This window comes from Symbiopectobacterium purcellii (assembly GCF_019797845.1).
GTDB lineage: Bacteria > Pseudomonadota > Gammaproteobacteria > Enterobacterales > Enterobacteriaceae > Symbiopectobacterium > Symbiopectobacterium purcellii.
The window spans coordinates 2662149-2680774 of record NZ_CP081864.1; the positions used below are offsets into that span (position 1 = coordinate 2662149).

An 18626-nucleotide genomic window follows, 5' to 3' on the forward strand; every position below is an offset into this window, starting at 1 on the left:
AAGGGAGCCAATGGCTCCCTTTGTCATAGCGGTATTTTAGGCAAGTACGGCCAAATCAGCCGCATTAAATCCGCGTAGAGAACCCGTCTGGCCCGACTCAACTTTTTCTGCCCAGTGCGCATCAGAAAGCAGAACCCGCCCTACGGCAATCAGATCAAATTCGTCCCGCTCCATACGCGTATACAGGTTATCCAAAGCCGCCGCACCCGATCCTTCACCGCCAAAGGCAGCAAAAAAGTCAGAGCTTAATCCCACCGACCCGACGCTGATAGTGGCAGCACCGGTTAACTTCTTCGCCCAGCCGGCAAAATTCAACCCCTGCTCGCCGTCAATTTCCGGGAACTCCGGCTCCCAGAAGCGACGTTGAGAGCAGTGCAGAATATCAACGCCCGCCTCAACCAGCGGCGCCAACCACTCCGTCATTTCTTGCGGTGAGGTTGCCAGACGCGCTTTATAATCCTGCTGTTTCCACTGGCTGACGCGCAGGATCAGCGGGAAATCAGGACCAACGGCCGCGCGAACGGCACGCACGATGTCCGCCGCAAAGCGAGAACGCTCACGGATGGTTGCTCCGCCGTAAGCATCGGTACGTTTATTGGTTCCCGGCCAGAAGAACTGGTCAATCAGATAACCATGTGCACCGTGCAGTTCCAGCGTATCAAACCCTAACCGTTTGGCATCCGCTGCCGCTTGGGCAAAGGCGGACACGGTGTCAGCGATATCCTCCTCGCTCATCACCACGCCGCGCGGAGCATCCGGTCCAACCAGCCCTGAAGGGCTTTCCACTGGCGCTTCCGGCTCCCACTCTCCCGCGCGTGTCGAGCCCGTGTGCCAAATTTGAGGGCCAATTTTACCGCCTGCCGCATGAACGGCATCGGCAACACCCTGCCACCCGGCCAGCGCAGCGTCACCATGGAAAAAAGGGATACCCGCCATATTGCGCGAAGCAGGACGGTTCACCACCGTGCCTTCCGTCAGGATAAGCCCTACGTTGCCTTGTGCGCGACGACGATAATATTCCGCATTTTCAGCGCCAGGAACTCCCGCTTTCGCCATACCCCGCGTCATCGGTGCCATCACGATTCGGTTAGGCAGTTGCAACCCTTTAAACGTAAAGGGAGTGAACAAGATATTGTCTGACATGGACCTTTCCTTTTTAACGATTAACGTTCACGAAGTGAGGTAAACACCGTCAGTTCTCAAGACAGGCAGCATCAAGGGCATTGGTGAGGTGGCTCGGAGGCATCTTCGCCGCCGTTATCAAGGCAATCAATGCACTCTTCAAGCAGTTGATGCAGCGCAGCCACCCGTTCAGCCCCCAGTTGTGCCACGATCGTCAACTGCGCCTCCTGCCACACCCGTTGCGCTTGCGCCTGTTTCTCACGCCCTGCCGTCGTCACTTCAATCCGACGACTGCGAGCGTCATTCCCGGCACAAATTGTTAGCCATCCTTGCGCAACCAAAGGCTGCATATTACGTGTTAACGTAGAGGCATCCATTTGCATGTGTCGGGCCAGATCGACGGGGCGGACAGGCTCCAGGCTCACTGCATACGACAACAGCGCATACTGGGTATTTTTCAACCCGCATGTCGCAACGTAATGATCGTAATGTCGCGTCACCATCCGCGTAAGCTGGCGCAGCTTGAGGTTGGTACAGCCCTGAGACGTGTCTGTGTTTTTCATGTCGTTAATTGTATATGCAACCATTGTATATACAACATTTTTACATCAGGAAGATCGCGGTATTGGTCCATTATCCGACCAATAACACGCATAATAGGTGTATATTTACGGTTTCACTCGAACCAGATTAGCGATAAGCTCATGTTTTTTCTATCTCTTTGGAGTCAGCGTGAAACGCCTGTTATCAACCCTGCTTTTGGCAACGCTCACCGCATGCGTACATGCAGCGCCTGCTGCCACGGATATCACCATGACAACTGCATCGCAACAAGATACGGATGACAGTTTAGCCAAAAAACATCCCAGCGAGCTCTATCTGCACGCCAAGCAACTGTTTGAAACCGGCCATAAGGATGAAGCCGTGACCTGGTTTTATGTCGGCCAATTGCGCTGGCGCTACCATTTACTGGCACACCCCGAACTGCCGCCCGATGGTGAACCTGCGGCTATGGATGCCCTTAATGCTACCCTTGGACAAGCCATCAATGAATGGGCGGGTGGTTCACCCAAGGACTGGCGTGCTGCGATTAGCAAAGCGCTGGCATGGGATGCCGCTCACCCTAACCCTACCACACCTAAAGCACAGTATGCAGACCAATGGCAGCAGGTGCGTGCCGGCCTGATGCAGCTTGATGGTTACCTACGTGATAATGAAAACCAGATTCGTACGGAACGTCAGGCACACGGTTTGGAAAACCGGTAAACAAAGCGCTTCAGGTTCAACGAACAGAAAACCACATGAAACGTACTCAGGCCGCGTTTTTTAGACAGAAACACGGCCTTTTTTCACTTGCACACCCAGATATCGCTCATCATCGCACCAGTCGTTTACCGCAGACTCCCCGTGCGCCCAGTGAGCGCAGCGACAGGGCGCAACGCAAACTCACCACTGTGCAGTTGCGCAATAAAAAGAAAGAAAATGAGGGAAAATGACAAAATCGTTAGTTTTTTTGCGCAAACACAAGAAAACGCGCTATCTTAGCAGCGTAATTATCTTGTTTCCCCATGCGTTATAACTATAATACGAAACGTTGTTTCATTGAATGGTTTCAGCAAATCGACGTGCCGAAAAGACTACGATTAGACACTGTTACTGCAAACATAACTCCCCGAGACGCGCTTAAGGTTGAAAAATGCGTTTTACCGGTGGCGAGCGACACGGTTGCAGCACATCCCCGCACTCGGCTTACCGTCAGTGGTAACAGGCCACGTCCATCATCTTTCATTCATTGTTACCCGCTACAATTATTATTCACTCTGGACTCGCAAACACATTCCCGTCGTCGGCTCCGTACCCGGTGCCTGCGAACTTATGATTTTTTATCCATCACAACTTGTAGAAAACACTCGTATGAAAAAGACTAAAATCGTTTGTACTATCGGTCCGAAAACCGAATCAGAGGAAATGCTGACCAACATGCTGAATGCGGGCATGAATGTGATGCGTCTTAACTTCTCACACGGGGATTATGCTGAGCACGGGCAGCGTATCAAAAACATGCGCGCGGTTATCGAGAAGACGGGTAAACAAGCCGCCATTCTGCTGGATACCAAAGGGCCAGAAATCCGTACCATGAAACTGGAAAACGGTGCGGACGTTAGCCTGGTCGCAGGACAGACCTTTACCTTCACCACTGACCAAACGGTTATCGGTAACAAAGAACGCGTTGCGGTCACCTACGAAGGTTTCGCCACTGACCTGTCCGTCGGCAACACCGTTCTGGTGGATGATGGCCTGATTGGTATGGAAGTCACCGCCATTAACAATGGTGAAGTGGTTTGTAAAGTGCTGAACACCGGCGACCTGGGTGAGAAGAAAGGCGTGAACCTGCCGGGCGTATCTATTCAGTTGCCTGCACTGGCTGAAAAAGATAAGAGCGATTTGGTTTTCGGCTGTGAACAAGGCGTTGACTTCGTGGCGGCCTCCTTCATTCGTAAACGTTCAGACGTTGAAGAGATCCGCGCACACCTGAAAGCGCACGGTGGCGAAAACATTCAGATCATCTCCAAAATCGAAAACCAGGAAGGTCTGAACAACTTTGACGACATTCTGGAAGCGTCTGACGGCATCATGGTTGCCCGTGGCGACCTGGGTGTGGAAATTCCGGTTGAAGAGGTTATCTTCGCGCAGAAGATGATGATCGAGAAATGCAACAAAGCACGTAAAGTGGTTATCACTGCCACCCAAATGCTGGATTCCATGATCAAGAACCCGCGCCCAACCCGCGCAGAAGCAGGCGACGTGGCCAACGCCATTATCGATGGCACTGATGCAGTGATGTTGTCTGGCGAAAGTGCCAAAGGGAAATACCCGCTGGAAGCCGTCACCATCATGGCAACCATCTGCCAGCGCACTGACGTGGTCATGAATGCACGTCTGGATGCACAGCAAGACTCTGCCAAAATGCGCATCACCGAAGCGGTATGCCGCGGCGCAGTAGAAACCGCAGAAAAGCTGGATGCGCCGCTAATCGTGGTAGCGACCAGCGGCGGTAAATCTGCGAAATCTATCCGCAAATACTTCCCGCACGCGCGTATTCTGGCACTGACCACCAATGCCATCACGGCGCGTCAATTGCTGCTGAGCAAAGGCGTTGATACGCTGCTGGTGAGCGAAATCGCTTCTACCGACGACTTCTACCGCATTGGTAAAGAAGCGGCGCTGAAAAGCGGTTACGCACAGCCGGGTGATGTTGTTGTCATGGTTTCTGGTGCACTGGTTTCCAGTGGCACGACCAACACGGCATCCGTGCACCGTCTCTGATCGTTTCCACTGGCTGTTGCCGTTAAGGGCGTGGCAGCCAGTAAACTTTCGATCGTGAGTGAATGACCGATAGTAAAAAAGCGCCGAAATTGGCGCTTTTTTATATTTTTATGTTATCAATCGACTACACTCAGAAAATAAGTGCTATTTTCGCCCACCTATTTCCGCAGAATATATCTCCAATTCGCATCATAAAATACCGCTGTTTTCACTCCTTTTTTAACTACTCTGTAAAACTCGCTGCTTCTTTGAGCGAACGATCAAAATTAAGCATGTTCTCATCAAAAATTTATTCTCATTAGAAAAAGCTTTGTGTAATACTTGTAACGCTACATGGAGATTAACTCAATCTAGAGGGTATTAAGAATGAATCGTACTAAACTGGTACTGGGCGCGGTAATCTTGGGTTCTACTCTGCTGGCAGGCTGCTCCAGCAATGCTAAAATTGACCAACTGTCTTCTGACGTTCAGACTCTGAACGCTAAAGTTGATCAACTGAGCAACGACGTGAACGCAATCCGCGCTGATGTACAGGCTGCTAAAGATGACGCAGCTCGTGCTAACCAGCGTCTGGACAACCAAGTTCGTACTTACAAAAAGTAAGAATTGGTTAAGTAGTGAAAATGGCGCACAGTGTGCGCCATTTTTTTTGCCTGCCATTTTGCTTATTCAGCACACGTCGTTACCGCCCCCGCAACCCGCTGACGCGCGTCACACGATTCAGACAATCTGTCATTGGAAGAAGATATTTCCGACTTGCAGCATGGAATGGCGTTAAAACGCGCTCAACGAGCGCTGAGCGCGTTTTATCTGTTAATTACTGCGATGCATTGGCTGAAGAGATTGGCGCAGCCTGATGCGTTTCAGGTGCCGTTAACGCAGGTTCCTGAAAATGCTCGACGCTTTGCCCGGTGCTGACCAGAATCGGCATCCCGGAACGGCGCACAATCGCATCACCCACCATTTGGCTATCCGTTTCCACCGCATGAATAAAGCTCTGAATCTGTTTATTCAGCGGGATTGCCATGGTTTGCGGATCGTCCTTGGCGGATTTAGACAGCGGCTGATGCACTTCAATATAACGTTTGCCGTCAGGTTCAACCGAGGTTTTCACCGCGTCATTAATGATCTGCACGCGAGTGCCTACCGGCACATTATTAAATAACCATTCAATGTCATCGGCACGCAGACGAATACAGCCGGAACTGACACGCATGCCAATACCAAAATTAGCGTTAGTGCCGTGCAGCAAATAGACACCGCCATGGGCCGCCAGACGCAGGGCATGCAGCCCCATCGGATTATCCGGCCCCGCAGGAACCACCGCCGGGAGTTTGATGCCCTCTTCTTCCAGATAGCGCTTACGGATGTTGGCCGTCGGCGTCCAGGTCGGATTAGCCCGTTTTTCACTGACTGACGTCACCATCAACGGGGTATTACGCCCCTGCTGACCGATACCGATCGGGAAAACGATAACGGTACCCTTCCCTTTTGGATAATAGTAAAGGCGCAGTTCAGCCAGATTGACCACAATGCCCTCACGCGGCGTATCCGGCAGCAGCATCTGCGTCGGGATGGTCAAGGTGGATCCCGGCGTCGGCAAATAGGGATCGGTGCCGGGATTGGCTTCCAGCATATTCAACAAGCCGATTTTAAAATCGGACGCAATAGCTTCCAGCGGCCGACCATCATGCGGCACCGGGTAGGCAATGTTCTCACCGATCAGTCGGCTACCAGCCGGGGGTAATGGGTATTCGGTGGCGCTCGCCGCCGAGCTTCCTACCAGGTAGGTCGCCAGTACCATACCCAAAAATGTAAACATACGCTTCATACGAAAATCTATACAGGTTGACGTTATTATTCGTTTGCCATTGATACCAGCCGGGGCCTGAATGCGGCCACTTCCGTCGGATTCTGCAAGTGTAGCATGCCAAAAACATCCACAGGTTTTATTTGCTAATCAATGCGTTAATATGCAGTTCTTGACAAAGCACCACGACAGAATAAAAGGAGTTTCTGGTAATAACCAGTGGGGTAATCTGAAAAGCCAGGCGGTCGGCGCGCAAACGCCATGTTTGAGTGAACCAACCCGCTGTAAACGGGCTGGTTGGCAGGTTCAGACCAGAGTAGACGCTTTGGCGCGAATGGCGCGCAGCATCGCTTCCAGTCCCTGTGAGCGCGAGGGCGTTAAATGCTGGCTCAGCGCCAGTTCCGCAAAGAAAGGCCGTACATCAAGCGCCAGTGCTTGCTGTGCTGTCAATGCTTGATACAGGCTGAAAACCACGGCAACCAGTCCCTTGACGATAGCCGCATCGCTGTCACCGCTAAAAACCAGGTGGCCCTGCTCATCACGCGTCATCACTATCCATACCTGACTCTGACATCCAGCAATCAGGTTCTCGGGTTGACGCCACTGTTCTGGCAACGGGTCTAAACGCCCCCCCAGTTCAATGATATACAGATACTTTTCTTCCCAATTGTTGCAACGCGAAAAATTTCGCAACAATTTTTCTGGCTCTGGCAAGCTTGCCATGAATTCCTCCCAACAGGCTGGTATGCACGCCCATCCCATTGCCGCCTGGCGAAAACACCAGAAAACAAAGACAAGGGGATGCGTGGGCGCGCTTGGAGGCTTATCAGCCTCCCAGCAAACGATGAATACGCTGAAGTCCGGCAACCAGCCGATCTATTTCTTCGCGGGTAGTATAAACCGCTAATGAGGCACGGCACATACTGGGCACGCCATAATGAGCCATCAATGGCATCGCGCAGTGATGGCCGGTACGAATGGCGATACCGTACTGGTCAAGGAAACTGCCGACATCATAGGCATGGTGCTTGCCGAGGTTAAAGGCAATCACGCCTTTTCGCTCCGCCGGACCGTAGAGAGTGATATCCGGTACCGTACTCAGCGCATCCAGCGCGTAGTGCATCAACGCCGTTTCGTAATCGTGAATAGCGTCCAGCCCAATGGTGGAGACATAATCCAACGCCGCGCCCAGCCCCATGATCCCGCCCGTGTTGGGCGATCCTGCTTCAAAACGCCACGGCTCATCGGCATAGCGAGTGCCCTGCGTCAGGCTGACGTCACGAATCATCGCCCCGCCCCCTTCCCACGGCGGCATGGCATTGAGCAGCGCATGCTTGGCATACAGCACGCCAATACCGGAGGGGCCGTACAGTTTGTGGCCGGAAAATGCATAAAAATCACAGTCTAACGCCTGCACGTCAACACGCTGATGCATCACCGCCTGCGCACCGTCCACCAGCACCGTGCTGCCAACTGCCCGCGCCCGCGCAATCAAGGTTTCCAGCGGGTTTTCCGTGCCCAGTACGTTAGAGACCTGAGCCACGGCCAGCAAGCGGGTACGCGTATCCAGCAGCGAATCCAACTGGCTTAAATCCAGCGTGCCTTGCGCCGTGAGTGGCAGCACGCGCAGCTCAACGCCTTGGCGTTCCGCCAGCATTTGCCAGGGCACGATATTGGCATGGTGCTCCATTTCGGTGATCAAAATATTGTCACCGGCTTGAATAAAAGCACTGCCGTAGCTGTTGGCGACCAGATTGATCGCTTCCGTGGTACCACGCACGAAGACGATCTCTTCCGCCGAGGCCGCATTGATATAGTGAGCAACCTGTTCACGCACGGCTTCCATCGCGCTGGTCGCCTGTGCGCTTAGCGTATGAATGCCACGGTGTACCGCGGCATATTCATTACTGTAAAACGCCACTTCCCGGTCAATCACCGCCTGCGGTTTCTGTGCGCTGGCGGCACTGTCAAGATAGGCCAGTGGCTGCCCGTTGACCTGCTGCGCCAGCACCGGGAAATCGCGGCGAATACGTTCAATCGGATAATTCATCAGGCCACTCCTGCCGCGTTCGGCAGGCGCAACGCAATACGCTGCAACACCGCTTCTTGCAGCTTGTCGTTAAGCGCTTCCGTCAATTCCGCGGCAAACGCATAGATGATCATCTGCTGTGCATCCTGCTGTGAAATACCGCGCGAACGCAGGTAGAACATCTGCTCGTCATCAATACGTCCAACCGTAGCACCGTGGCTGCATTTCACATCATCGGCGTAGATCTCAAGCTGTGGCTTGGTATCCACTTCTGCCAGACGCCCCAGCAGCAGGTTGTTGTTGGTCATCTGTCCGTCAGTCTTCAATGCCCCCGGCGCGACCTTGATCATACCGTTAAACACCGCCCGGGCTTTGTCACTGACAATCGCCTTGTGCAGTTGGCGGCTTTCACCATGGCCCTGATTATGTTCAAGGTAGGTGCGGGTGTCGCACACTTCATTGCCAATCGGCAAAATCAGGCTATTGATAGAAAGATTGACGCCTTCACCGTTAATCTGTGCGCTGGTGTGGTGTCGGGTTAATCCGGCACCCAACAAGAAGCTGTGGCTGCGCACGCGCGCATCCCGCTCCAATACCAGATCGTTGTGGGCGAAGTGGTAACTGGCGGCAGCCTCAAACGCCAGCTTGAGGTGTTCTACCTGGCTATTAGCCGCGGCATGCACCGTCAGGCGCGTACCGGTGAAATGCGCCTTGTCATCCACACTGACGTAGTGCTCGATAATCTCTGCGCTGGCTCCCGCCCCGACATACAGATGGTGGCGCTGGTGTGCCATGTTCAGGCTGGCAGACTGTCCACTGCTGATATGCAGAATATACAGCGGTTTCTCCGCCTGACATCCGGCCGGTAAACGGATGGCCGTGTGCTGCTCCGCCAGACTTTCCGTCAGGTGCAAAAACAGTTCGGGTTGAACCGCCGCCAGATCGGTGGGTGCCGCATGGGGCGCGTTCACCGCAATCTGGTAAGGCCCCCACTGCGCATCACTCAACGCCGCGTTGAAGAGGCCATCAACAAACACCAGGCGCCAACTTTCCAGCGCCAGTGCGTGTGCCGTCAACGTATCGTCATTAAGGGTCACGGCTGCTGGCGCGCTGAACTGCTGCGCCAGCAACCCATCCAGCAGCGTGTATTTCCAATGCTCATGTTTGCGCCCCGGCAAACCGAGTCGCATCACTTCCTGCCAGTGATGTTGCGCACTGGGTGCATCGGCCGCGCGTGACACAGTAAACAACGCCTGCCACTGTTGGAGCGTTTTGGCCTGTTTTTCAGCCAGCGTGTTACTGTTGGTCGGTAAGCCAGCCATAGCCTTGCTCCTCCAACTGTTTCACCAGCGAAAAATCGCCCGATTTGACGATACGCCCCTGATAGAGCACATGCACATAATCAGGTTGGATATAGTCCAAAATACGCTGGTAGTGCGTCACGATAATAAATGCACGTTCTTGGTTACGCAGCGCGTTAACGCCGTTGGCCACAATTTTCAGCGCATCAATATCCAGCCCGGAGTCCGTCTCGTCCAGAATACACAGCGCTGGCTCCAGCGCTGCCATTTGCAGAATGTCATTACGTTTTTTCTCACCGCCGGAAAAACCCACGTTAACCGAACGGGTCAACAAATCTTCCGGCATCTTTAGCAGCTTGATTTTATCTTCAATAAAATCAGCGAAATCGAACCGGTCAAGCGGCTCCTGCTCGCGATATTTACGCACGGCATTGACGGCGGTTTGCAGAAAGAACTGATTACTGACACCGGGGATCTCAACCGGGTACTGGAAGGCCATAAAGATGCCCTCTCCGGCGCGATCTTCCGGGTCTAACTCCAGCAAGTCTTTGCCCTTGAACGCTACCGTCCCGTCGTTCACTTCATAATCTTCACGGCCTGCGAGCGTGGCGGAAAGCGTACTCTTACCAGAACCATTAGGTCCCATAATGGCGTGAACTTCACCGGGTTTCACCTCGAGGTTAAGTCCGTTCAGGATGGCCTTACCTTCAACGCTAACGTGTAAATTCTTAATGCTTAACATAGTTTATCCTTGCGGCGTCATGCCGAGCACGCCTGATAACATCAATTCGCGTAGGGTGCTATCAGATTGACATTCGGCACCCCGCTGCATTTTTATTTTGCGACGCCCTTAGCCGACGCTGTGTTCCAGACTGATTGCCAGGAGCTTCTGCGCTTCCACGGCAAATTCCAGCGGCAGTTCCGAGAACACGTCCTTACAGAATCCGTTCACGATCATCGAAATGGCGTCGTCTTCACTGATACCGCGTTGCAGGCAATAGAACAGTTGGTCTTCGCCGATGCGTGAAGTTGTCGCCTCATGCTCCAACTGCGCGCTGTTGTTGCGCACTTCCACATACGGGAAAGTATGTGCGCCGCAGTCGCTGCCAATCAGCATCGAGTCGCACTGGGTGAAATTACGCGCATTGGTGGCAGTCGGCATGATTTTTACCAGACCGCGGTAGGTGTTCTCACTGTGCCCGGCCGAGATCCCTTTGGAGATAATCGTGGAGCGGGTGTTTTTACCGATGTGGATCATCTTGGTCCCGGTATCCGCTTGTTGATGTCCGCTGGTCAGCGCAACAGAGAAGAACTCTCCCACCGAGTTATCTCCGCGCAAAATCACACTCGGGTATTTCCAGGTGATGGCAGAGCCGGTTTCAGACTGGGTCCAGGACATCTTGGCATACTCGCCGGCACAGAGTGCGCGCTTGGTAACAAAGTTAAGGATACCGCCTTTGGCATCCTGGCCGGAGAACCAGTTCTGAACCGTAGAGTATTTGACTTCGGCGTTCTTGTTGACGATCACTTCCACCACGGCGGCGTGCAGCTGGTAGCTGTCGCGCACGGGGGCTGAGCACCCTTCGATATAGCTGACATAGCTGTCATCATCGGCGATCAGGATGGTGCGCTCGAACTGTCCGGTCTTGGCCGCATTGATACGGAAATAGGTGGAGAGCTCCATCGGGCAGCGCACACCTTTCGGTATGTAGACAAAGGTGCCGTCAGAGGCCACCGCGGCATTGAGCGCGGCAAAAAAGTTATCGTTGGCAGGCACCACCGTGCCAAGGTATTGGCGCACCAGATCGGGGTGTTCCTGAATCGCCTCGCTGAATGAGCAGAAAATAATCCCCTGCTGCGCCAGCTCTTCACGGTAGGTAGTCGCCACCGATACCGAGTCAAAAATCGCATCTACCGCCACGGCTTGCCCTTCGCGCACCGGCACGCCGAGCTGATTGAAGGCATTTTCGACTTCAGCGGTCAGGTAGCTGTTCACCTCGGCAATGCTGGACTGCTGCTTGGCGCCAGGTTCAGAGCCGCAGGTGTCATCACAGTGACCGCAAGACGGCGCCGAGTAATAGCTGTATTCCTGATAGTCCAGCTTGTCGTAGTGCGCTTTTAGCCAGTGCGGCTCCTCCATCTCCAGCCAGGCGCGGTAGGCGTTGAGACGGAACTCCAGCATCCACTCGGGCTCGTTGCGTTTGGCGGAGATCGCTCGCACCACCTCTTCATTGACGCCACGGCCCAGTTGATCAGTAGGCAGTTCGGTGAAGAAGCCCTCTTTGTAGCGGCCATCCCCCATCCAGATTTGTACATCATCAGGTACATCTACATTGCTACGCGCCATATCAGTCATCACTCAATGCCAAAGCTTTCGCCACACCCGCAGGCGTGCTGCGCTTTGGGATTATTAAATTTGAAAATCTGGTTCAAGCCTTCACGCACATAATCCAGCTCGGTGCCATCGATAAAAGGCATCGCCTTTAGGGGGACGTACAGGTGTGCGCCTTCGCGCTCGAACACCAGGTCACCCGCATCCGGTGCTTTGACCAGATCCAGTACATAACCAAATCCCGCACATCCTGATTGCTTGACGCTCAAACGTAACCCTTTCACCGTGTCATCGGACTGGACAAGGTTCAGGATTTGTTGAGCGGCACTGGCCGTCAACGTCAGCCCTTTCCAGATGTTTTCATCCAGTGAAAATGTTTCTACGTTTCCCGTTTGCATCCGCCGTACCTCGTTTCAGAAAAGCTCTGTCTGAGCCTAATGTTAGTGATAATGATTATTGCTTCAACCTCTTGTTTCGCAGGGGTATTTGTAACATTTCACTGAAACCTTAAAAAATCCGATTTTTTTTGCCTGCTTGCACGCACATAGCGTAGTAATAAAAAAATAACCTGTTGATATAAAATAACTTATTTACCATCACGTGACAGCTGGGTGAATTAGTATAAACATATTGTTATCATAATTATAACATTCATAGACGATACCTATTTTTAAAACAGGAAAAATCGTGACCGATTTTATGGTTTGATTGCGCAATTATTGACCAAAAAAAGTCCTATCAGGCCGTATACTTTTTTTTCACTGGCGCGGAGCGATAGGTTGATCCCAATGAACATTAGAAATATGATAATGATTATCATTAATATCCATAGTGATCCCTATGCAATCCGTGAATGCCTGGCTACAGCATCAGATTGATGAGTACAAATTCTTGATCCGGGATGTCACCGTAGATTTCTACATGGCCGAAGCGCGATTGAATCGGCAGGAAAGCCATATCGATCACCTGCGCCGCTACCATAATGCCTGCATGGAGATGATCGATCTGTGCCGTAAGAACGGCGATGATGAGAGCTATCTGCATGCGCTGGTCAAGTTGCATAATCGATTGATAAAAGAGATTAATAATGAAAGGCGTTGCCATCTTTTCCGCGTGCAGAGCTACTATTTCGCGCGCAACACGCTAAAGCTGATCTGCCATCAGCTCAGCCTTGAAGGCAGTTGGGACAAGGCCACCGCTTTTCAGACCGATTTTGTACGGCGCGTCCCCTTTTTGCCTTGAGGCGCGCGAGAATGAACATGCGCGCCGGTTGGCGCGCATTTTACAGTGGCGGCGAGATTACGGTGTCACCACTGCGGTGGTGAGCCGAGAAGTGCAACACAGCCGGTTGTTTTCGTCGTAAATGTCGATTTGCCACACCTGATTACGGCGTCCCACGTGCAATGCGCGGCAGACGCCACGCACCTCACCCGACGTCACTGCGCGCAAATGGTTGGCGTTAATCTCCATCCCCACCACGCTCTGTTCCCCTTCGGTACACAGGTAGCCCGCCACCGAGCCCAGCGACTCCGCCAGCGCCACCGATGCACCGCCGTGTAACAGACCGAATGGCTGACGCGTTCGGCCATCTACCGGTAGGGTGCCTTCCAGCGAATCGTCGTTAATCGCGGTATAGCGAATGCCGACATGCTCCACCATGCAGCCCTGACTTTGTTGGTTCAGTTGCGCCAACGTAACCGTTCTTCTCCACAACATAACGCTCTCCTGTCAGACGAGGTCTAGTAGCGCCTGCAACGGATGACGCAGCCCCTGACCTTCCATACGCTTCACCTGGCTGCGGCATGAGTAACCCGTCGTGAGACAGCGCGTGGAGGGTAATTTTTGCAACGCCTGCTGCCAGGACAAGGCATAGATACCCTTGGAATCAGCCAGGTTCTTGCTTTCATGGCCATAGGTGCCGGCCATACCACAGCAACCGACGTTGACGTTTTCCAGTCGGGCACCGAAACGGGCAAAGATATCGGCCCACTGTTTGCTGCTGGTTGGCAACGAGGTCGATTCGGTACAGTGACCAAACAGATACCAGGCATCATCGCGCGGCGCGGCCGTCGGCGTTCTCGTCGACAGCAGCGGCAGCAGCCATTCATGCACCAGCTGCACCTGAAAATCGCCGCGTTTATCACCCAAAATTTCACGGTATTCATCGCGATAACAGAGCACCAGTGCCGGATCGACGCCAATCATCGGCATCCCCAACTTGGCAACCCGATTCAGGAAATCCGAGGTTTTGGCCGCGGTTTTAGCAAAACGCGTTAAGAAGCCTTTGATATGCTGCGGCTTACCGTTGGGTGAGAAGGGCAGCAGTACCGGCTTGAGATCCAGTTTTTCCACCAGATGCACCAAATCGGCCACCACTTGCGCATCGTAATAGCTGGTAAACGGGTCCTGCACAATCAGCACATAACGATCGCGGGACGCTGCGGCGACGCTTTCCAACTGCTCAAGCGTAGTCGTCATTGCCGGGTGCCCGGCAAATTGCTGACGTAGCGAAGGTGAAGAGAGTAACGGCAGATCGGTCATGCCGATCGTCCGGCGACTCAGCGCGTCAACCAACGGCATTTTCAAGAAGAAGTTGAAAGTTTTAGGGCTCAGCGCCATCAACGGCGCATAACGTTCAACTCTGGCCACCAGATAATCACGCGCAGGGCGTAAATAGCGCGTGTGATAAAGCTGAAGAAAACGCGCACGGAACCCCGGAACGTCTATCTTGATCGGACATTGGGTTGAACAGGCTTTACAGGCCAGGCACCCGGACATGGACACTTTCACTTCATGAGAGAAGTCATACTCGCCCTTGCGCGCGCGCCAGCTGTTACGTGTCTTTTCAATCAAGCCACGCAGGCTGGGCGACCGTGCGCTCAACGACTGCTCCAGCGCCACCGGATCGACACCCTGTTCGGCAAGCAAGCGCAGCCATTCGCGTAACAGCGTCGCTCGCCCTTTCGGCGAATGGATACGGTTGCCGGTTATCTTCATGGAAGGACACATCGGGCTGTTTACGTCAAAGTTGAAGCACAGCCCGTTGCCGTTACACTCCATCGCCCCCCGAAACGAGGTACGCACTGCCAGCGGAATGCGGCGATCGAAGGTGCCACGCTTCTCCGCATCAATACGCATCATCGGCGCATCGACGGCCAACGGCGCACAAATCTTACCGGGGTTAAGGCGGTTATGCGGATCGAAGGCGGCTTTGATGCGCCGCAGTTCGTTATACAGTTCTTCGCCAAAAAAAGCGGGGCTGTATTCGGCGCGGAACCCTTTACCGTGTTCCCCCCACAACAGGCCGCCATATTTGGCTGTCAGCGCAACAATCTGGTCGGAAAGTTGTTTCATCAGCACTTCCTGGTGCGGATCGCACATGTCCAGCGCCGGGCGTACGTGCAACACGCCCGCATCCACGTGGCCAAACATGCCGTAGGTCAGGTTGTGGCTATCAAGCAGCGCACGGAACTCGACGATGTAATCCGCCAGATGCTGCGGCGGCACACAGGTATCTTCCGCAAAGGGGATCGGCTTGGCCTGCCCTTTACTGTTACCCAGCAGCCCCACCGCTTTTTTACGCATGGCGTAAATACGCTCAATCCCCGCAAGGTCGTGGCAAATCTGATAGCCGATCACCCCTGCCTCATGAGCGGCAAGCAGACCATCAATGCGCTCGCATAATGCGCTGACTTGATCGTCGATCAGCGCTTCATCGTCCCCTGCGAATTCAACGATGTTCAGGCCCAGCATATCCTGGCCGGGCACATCCTGAATCAGTTCGCTGACGGAGTGCCACACGATATCTTCACGCGCCAGATTCAACACGCGAGAATCGACGGTTTCCACCGAAAGCGCCTTGGCTTCGACCATAAAAGGTGCGCTGCGCAGCGCTGAATCGAAGGAGTCAAATTTAACGTTGACCAGCCGCCTGACCTTTGGCAAGCGCGTAATATCCAGCTTGGCCTCAGTGATAAAGGCCAGCGTTCCCTCGGCACCGGTCAGGATACGCGTCAGGTCAAACGTTTGCATATCATCGCTGAACACGTGGCGCAGATCGTATCCGGTCAGGAATCGGTTCAGTTTGGGGAATTTCTCGAGGATCAACGCACGCTGGTCGCGGCAACGTTCAAAAACGGTGCGGTATACGCGTCCTGTCGGTGAAGATTCTTGCGCCAACTGCTGCGCCAGCGCCAAAGGCATCGCCTGAGTATCCAGCATGTCACCGCCCAACAGCACGGCTCGCACGCCAAGGACATGGTCCGAGGTTTTGCCATACACCAGAGAACCCTGCCCTGATGCATCGGTGTTGATCATGCCGCCAAGTGTGGCGCGGTTACTGGTAGACAGTTCCGGTGCAAAGAAATAGCCGTAAGGCTTGAGGTACTGATTGAGCTGATCTTTGATCACCCCGGCTTCTACGCGAACCCAGCCTTCCTCAGGATTGATTTCCAAAATCCGGTTCATGTAGCGGGACATATCCACCACAATGCCCTGGTTCAGCGCTTGCCCATTGGTGCCAGTGCCGCCGCCGCGCGGGGTAAACGTCAGTTCACGGTAAGGCTCTTGTGCTGACAACTGCGCCAGTAGCGCCACGTCCGCCGTCGAGCGGGGAAACACCACCGCATCGGGCAACAGCTGATAAATGCTGTTGTCAGTCGCCATGGTTAAACGATCGGCATAGCTGGTGGCGGTATCGCCGGTAAAACCACGTTGCTTCAAAGCATCCAAAAAATTAAGCACCGGCTGAGCCAGCCCTGGTGCATGGGAGATCTGTGGGATCATTATGTGTTGACCCTGTCTGTCGACTAAAAATAATTAGCGTGTTGTGAGTGTGTTTGTTGTAAAAATCATTGTGCGAATTCGCGGTTTTACGTTTTATCACATTTCGGCGCTATGCGCCGCCATCCCAAGAAAAACTTTTTGCCTAGCGACCCCGCATCATTTTTGGAATCCTGTCCGTTAATGCGTTAACAAAATAGCTCACACGCTGTCAAAAACGCGAGAAATGCCCCATGATAAGTTATCCCCGCCGGATGACCCGAGCGATCGCAGGGAGCTTGTTCAACGTTGGGTCTCTATACAGAGGTATTGTCCATTGACGAAGTCATCATCGCCGAAACCGCTGGCCGCACACTCTCCACTGTCTGCAACGATGCAGCAAAACACACGCCAACAGCGTTTTGATTTGCCCCGAATCCTCTTTAGTCTGATGTTTATCACTATCATGATCATCGCCTGCTTCTGGGTGGTGCAACCCTTTATTCTGGGCTTTGCCTGGGCCAGCATGGTGGTGATTGCCACTTGGCCATTGATGCTGAAAATGCAAAAGTTACTGTGGGGCAAGCGCGTGCTGGCAGTAACCGGCATGACACTGTTGCTGTGCCTGCTGTTTGTGATGCCGATTTCCATCCTGGTCAGCACGGTGATGGAAAACACGTCCGCCATCGTCAGTTGGGCCTCCGGGCAAGAGAAACTGACGCCCCCTCGCATGGAGTGGCTGACATCCTTGCCTTTTGTCGGCGACCGGCTGTTTTCCAGTTGGCACAGTTTGTTGCAAAGTGGCGGCAGCGGCGTGTTTGCCAAAGTGCAGCCCTATATCGGTCAAACCGCCACCTGGCTGCTATCGCAAGCAGCGTACATCGGACGTTTCCTGATGCACTGTGGCCTGATGCTGATTTTCAGCGCCCTGCTCTACTATAAAGGTGAAGCGGTTGCCCAGGGTGTGCGCCACTTCGCGCTTCGTCTGGGGCGCGAGCGCGGTGATGCCGCGGTGATCCTGGCAGCACAATCGATCCGTGCCGTCGCACTCGGTGTGGTAGTGACCGCCATCGTGCAATCGGTATTGGGCGGTATTGGTCTCGCTATCTCCGGCATTCCCTATCCGACCTTGCTCACCGTCGTGATGTTCCTGTTCTGTCTGGCGCAGTTGGGGCCGCTTCTGGTACTGATCCCCGCGATAATCTGGCTCTACTGGAGTGGTGATACGACTTGGGCCACTATTTTGTTGGTGTGGAGTTGTGTGGTGGGCACGCTGGATAACGTCATCCGCCCGATGTTGATACGCATGGGCGCCGATCTGCCCATGCTGCTGATTCTGTGTGGCGTGATTGGCGGCCTGTTGGCATTTGGTATGATCGGCCTGTTTATCGGTCCAGTGGTGCTTGCCGTGTCATACCGCTTGCTCTCTGCCTGGATGAAAGAAACGCCGTTGCCAGAAATCATTGCAGACGCATCGCCGTCGCCAAACGATCGTCCGACACGCTCGCAGTAAAAATGGCTGCCGCAGCGTAAAGCCTCAACGCTGCGGCAAATTCATTAATAGATAAATAATTTTAATGATTAGCATGCAATAGCCACGGATTATTCTGATTTTCTATCGATACGCCGCGACATTACATCAAATACTTTGATAGCCGGCATCTCTGCGTGACAAATCCATTAAAAAAACGTTAACCATTAGGATGATTCTTAATGACTTAATGCCCCACAGCTTCTAGCATTATTTACGAAACGATTGTCAACCGTTGTCTTGCTGAACAAACGCTTTTTGTCATGACAACGCGAGTTTGCCAATGAAGTTTCCTCCTCGTCAGAGCTAGTAACGAATTGCTGTGTGTAGTCTTTGCCCATCCCCTAAGGTGGGCATTTTTTTTGGCGTTTATCCGGTGCTTTCCCGCTGCTTTTACTGAGAAATTGCGCCTC

16 protein-coding genes and 1 other RNA gene are annotated in these 18626 nt (G+C 53.4%); 6 read left to right on the forward strand and 11 right to left on the reverse strand.

Annotation, left to right across the window (positions count from 1 at the left end; genetic code table 11):
* Window positions 1-36: 36 nt before the first annotated feature.
* Both K6K13_RS12485 and K6K13_RS12490 read right to left on the reverse strand, forming a co-directional pair.
* Window positions 37-1143 (reverse strand): NADH:flavin oxidoreductase, encoded by a 1107-nt coding sequence (locus K6K13_RS12485; RefSeq protein ID WP_222157323.1) that lies wholly within the window; start codon window positions 1141-1143, stop codon window positions 37-39.
* Window positions 1144-1214: 71 nt separating this feature from the next.
* On the reverse strand, window positions 1215-1685 hold the full coding sequence (locus K6K13_RS12490) for a MarR family winged helix-turn-helix transcriptional regulator (protein ID WP_222157324.1): 471 nt from the start codon (window positions 1683-1685) through the stop codon (window positions 1215-1217).
* Between the two features lie 250 nt (window positions 1686-1935).
* Between K6K13_RS12490 and K6K13_RS12495 the strand changes: the two genes are divergently transcribed.
* The 3 genes from K6K13_RS12495 to K6K13_RS12505 all read left to right on the forward strand — a co-directional run bounded on the left by K6K13_RS12495 (window position 1936) and on the right by K6K13_RS12505 (window position 5052).
* Window positions 1936-2388 carry a hypothetical protein gene (locus K6K13_RS12495; protein WP_222157325.1) on the forward strand — a complete coding sequence of 151 codons (453 nt, stop codon included), beginning with the start codon at window positions 1936-1938 and terminating at the stop codon, window positions 2386-2388.
* 648 nt (window positions 2389-3036) lie between these two features.
* Window positions 3037-4449, forward strand: a complete 1413-nt coding sequence (gene pykF / locus K6K13_RS12500) for a pyruvate kinase PykF (protein ID WP_222157326.1) — start codon at window positions 3037-3039, stop codon at window positions 4447-4449.
* A 366-nt stretch (window positions 4450-4815) separates the two neighbouring features.
* Window positions 4816-5052: a major outer membrane lipoprotein gene (locus tag K6K13_RS12505; RefSeq protein ID WP_195312335.1), complete on the forward strand. Its 237-nt coding sequence runs from the start codon at window positions 4816-4818 to the stop codon at window positions 5050-5052.
* A gap of 214 nt (window positions 5053-5266) precedes the next feature.
* Here K6K13_RS12505 and K6K13_RS12510 read toward each other — a convergent pair whose 3' ends face one another.
* From K6K13_RS12510 to sufA, 7 genes are all read right to left on the reverse strand, one after another.
* Window positions 5267-6280, reverse strand: a complete 1014-nt coding sequence (locus K6K13_RS12510; RefSeq protein WP_222157327.1) for a L,D-transpeptidase family protein — start codon at window positions 6278-6280, stop codon at window positions 5267-5269.
* 285 nt (window positions 6281-6565) lie between these two features.
* Window positions 6566-6982 (reverse strand): cysteine desulfuration protein SufE, encoded by a 417-nt coding sequence (gene sufE, locus K6K13_RS12515; protein ID WP_222157328.1) that lies wholly within the window; start codon window positions 6980-6982, stop codon window positions 6566-6568.
* Window positions 6983-7085: 103 nt separating this feature from the next.
* Window positions 7086-8309, reverse strand: a complete 1224-nt coding sequence (sufS, locus tag K6K13_RS12520; RefSeq protein ID WP_222157329.1) for a cysteine desulfurase SufS — start codon at window positions 8307-8309, stop codon at window positions 7086-7088.
* Window positions 8309-9610 (reverse strand): Fe-S cluster assembly protein SufD, encoded by a 1302-nt coding sequence (sufD, locus tag K6K13_RS12525; protein WP_222157330.1) that lies wholly within the window; start codon window positions 9608-9610, stop codon window positions 8309-8311. Before sufD ends, sufS begins: the two co-directional genes overlap by 1 nt.
* Window positions 9585-10331: a Fe-S cluster assembly ATPase SufC gene (gene sufC / locus K6K13_RS12530; protein WP_222157331.1), complete on the reverse strand. Its 747-nt coding sequence runs from the start codon at window positions 10329-10331 to the stop codon at window positions 9585-9587. The genes sufD and sufC overlap by 26 nt, the downstream gene beginning before the upstream one ends.
* Before the next feature lie 108 nt (window positions 10332-10439).
* Window positions 10440-11936, reverse strand: a complete 1497-nt coding sequence (sufB, locus tag K6K13_RS12535; RefSeq protein WP_222157332.1) for a Fe-S cluster assembly protein SufB — start codon at window positions 11934-11936, stop codon at window positions 10440-10442.
* Window positions 11937-11944: 8 nt separating this feature from the next.
* The gene (gene sufA, locus K6K13_RS12540; RefSeq protein WP_222157333.1) at window positions 11945-12319 is read right to left on the reverse strand and encodes a Fe-S cluster assembly scaffold SufA; all 375 of its coding nucleotides are present in this window, start codon (window positions 12317-12319) and stop codon (window positions 11945-11947) included.
* 442 nt (window positions 12320-12761) lie between these two features.
* Here sufA and K6K13_RS12545 point away from each other — a divergent pair, with 442 nt between their 5' ends.
* Complete coding sequence (locus tag K6K13_RS12545; protein WP_222157334.1) at window positions 12762-13163, forward strand: hypothetical protein; 402 nt, start codon at window positions 12762-12764, stop codon at window positions 13161-13163.
* 57 nt (window positions 13164-13220) lie between these two features.
* Here the strand turns inward: K6K13_RS12545 and K6K13_RS12550 are convergent, their stop codons facing one another.
* Complete coding sequence (locus tag K6K13_RS12550) at window positions 13221-13637, reverse strand: hotdog fold thioesterase (protein ID WP_222157335.1); 417 nt, start codon at window positions 13635-13637, stop codon at window positions 13221-13223.
* Between the two features lie 12 nt (window positions 13638-13649).
* Window positions 13650-16706, reverse strand: a complete 3057-nt coding sequence (gene ydiJ, locus K6K13_RS12555; RefSeq protein ID WP_222157336.1) for a D-2-hydroxyglutarate dehydrogenase YdiJ — start codon at window positions 16704-16706, stop codon at window positions 13650-13652.
* A 370-nt stretch (window positions 16707-17076) separates the two neighbouring features.
* Between ydiJ and ydiK the strand changes: the two genes are divergently transcribed.
* On the forward strand, window positions 17077-18195 hold the full coding sequence (gene ydiK, locus K6K13_RS12560; RefSeq protein ID WP_222161074.1) for an AI-2E family transporter YdiK: 1119 nt from the start codon (window positions 17077-17079) through the stop codon (window positions 18193-18195).
* Between the two features lie 269 nt (window positions 18196-18464).
* Window positions 18465-18578, forward strand: an RNA gene (gene rprA, locus K6K13_RS12565) — antisense sRNA RprA.
* Window positions 18579-18626: the final 48 nt, after the last annotated feature.